This is a genomic window from Protofrankia sp. Cas3, assembly GCF_963555955.1.
In the GTDB taxonomy this organism is placed as follows: domain Bacteria; phylum Actinomycetota; class Actinomycetes; order Frankiales; family Frankiaceae; genus Protofrankia.
This window is the reverse complement of the sequence record NZ_CAUVXP010000262.1, coordinates 4224-6150: the sequence shown is the minus strand read 5'-3', so window position 1 is coordinate 6150 and position 1927 is coordinate 4224. Positions and strand designations below refer to the sequence as shown.

Sequence of the window (1927 nt, the reverse complement as noted above, 5' to 3'; positions counted from 1 at the left end):
TGCGCCTCGGCGGGGGGTCCGTCGCCGCTGGCGACTGCCTGTCTGCCGGACGAGCCCGGACCTGATCCGGCCGCGGGTGGCAAGGGCCGCCCACCCGGTGGCGGCAAACCCCCCGCCCCGCCTACCTTCCCCGACTCACCCCCCAACCCCGACGACGATCCCGTTAATCTTGATAAAGCATTCGAGTCAGGACTACGGATCGACCCCAGCGACAAAAGGGGTGAATTGACCATGGCGGGCAATGCGCTCGCGAAGAAGCTTGGCCGGAGTAATTCGTCTGCTTGGCCACAGATTGCGGGAATCAAGAATCCGGATGCATTTAATACCGCCGGTGAAAATCTTCTTAAGGAGATGTTGGAAAATCCCGAAGGCGCTTGGAAGGCGGAACGTGGTCGAATCCGCGGTTTGTGGTCGAATACGTGGGATCTACGTTTGCCGAACGGGCTTGGTGCAAGATTTGATCAAAATGGATTTTTCGAAACGTTTTTGGACTAGTTCAATGAACGGGGATTTTTTTGGATATTGGGGGTAGTCAACCCCGCCGGTAGGGGCTACGAGCTAGTATTATAGAAATATCCTGATTTATCGGAGGCTACTTTGGCGTTTTTTATGATTGCAGGAGTTCGTGTTGAGGTGATTCGTACAGAAGGTGCTGATCGCGCATTAGAATTCAGAGTTATGGACGGCGATCAGGCTGCCGCCACGTTTGCTGTTTTTAGAGGCTTCGATGAAGAATGGGAGTCGGCTAGGTTGATTATCGATCCGCAGGCTGATGGAGTCGCTCTAAGTATCATATTGTGGGCAATCGAGTACTCCCAAGCGCATCTTTAAGACTTGGTGAAGTCAAGCGGTCATGGCGGCGGTGGCAATGACAGTGTTGACGATACCGGATGGCAGGTTGGGCGATTTCTCCACGAGGTCGGCGGCTCGGCTCACCTCGGCTGGCGTGACGGATGTCAACTCGTAGACGCCGTGTGCCGGGTTGCGGGGGACGCGGGCAACCCGGACCGTCGGCACCCAGTCGTTTACCTATAACGATCGGGATCTGTTGACGGCCGGGTCGGGGCCGGCGGGCAGTTCGTCGTTCGGGTACAACGCTCGGGATGATCTGACGAGCACGACCGGTGCGGCCACCGGTGGTACCCGGTCGTTGGGCTATGACGACGCCGACCAGCTGACGTCGGTGACCTACGCGTCGGGTGGGGCGGTTCGCAGTTTCGGCTACGACAATCTCGGTCGGACGACCGCGGACACGCTGTCCGGGCCGGGTGGGACGTTGCGGGCGGCGACCTACAGCTACGATGCCAACGACAATCGGCTGACCGAAACGTTGAGTCCGGCGGCGTTGGCGGGGTCGGGGAGTCAGAGCTTCGGCTATGACCGGGCGGACCGGTTGACGTCGTGGACGAGCCCGGCGAACGTCACGACGAGCTACGGCTGGGATGGGGCGGGGAACCGCACCGCGGTGGGCGGCACCGCGGCGACGTTCGATGAGCGCAACCGGCTGACCTCCGATGGGACGGCGACGTATACGTATACGGCGTTGGGGACGCGGGCGACCCGGACCGCGGGCGGCACGACCGCGACCACGACGTTTGACGGGTTTGATCGGCTGGTGTCGGACAGTACGTCGGGGACGACGACGTACGGCTATGACGGCCTGGATCGGCTCGCGGTCCGTAACAGCACCACGCTGGGCTACGCCGGGGTGGAGAAGGAGCCGGTCGCGGACGGGACGTCGACCTATGCCCGGGATCCGGACGGGGATCTGATCGGCCTGGGTACGCCGGGTGGGGCGTGGGTGCCGCTGGCGGACCCGCACGGGGATGTGGTGGCGGCGTTCACCACGAACGGCGCCGGCCTGACCGATCAGAAGGCGTTCGATCCGTTCGGGGTCCCGACCACCGCGGGTAGTGCGAACGTCCGC

Annotated in this window: 1 protein-coding gene and 2 pseudogenes; 2 read left to right on the top strand and 1 reads right to left on the bottom strand. The window is 62.1% G+C overall.

Translation table 11 applies throughout. The features are described from left to right. Positions 1–495 (top strand): annotated as a pseudogene (locus U9983_RS26720) (hypothetical protein); the annotation flags it as partial. A gap of 348 nt (positions 496–843) precedes the next feature. On the opposite strand, the gene U9983_RS26715 reads toward U9983_RS26720, so the two are convergent. Beyond that, complete coding sequence (locus tag U9983_RS26715) at positions 844–1017, bottom strand: hypothetical protein (protein ID WP_322756662.1); 174 nt, start codon at positions 1015–1017, stop codon at positions 844–846. Between the two features lie 31 nt (positions 1018–1048). On the opposite strand from U9983_RS26715, the pseudogene U9983_RS26710 reads away from it, so the two are divergent. Further along, positions 1049–1927: pseudogene (locus U9983_RS26710) on the top strand (RHS repeat domain-containing protein); the annotation flags it as partial.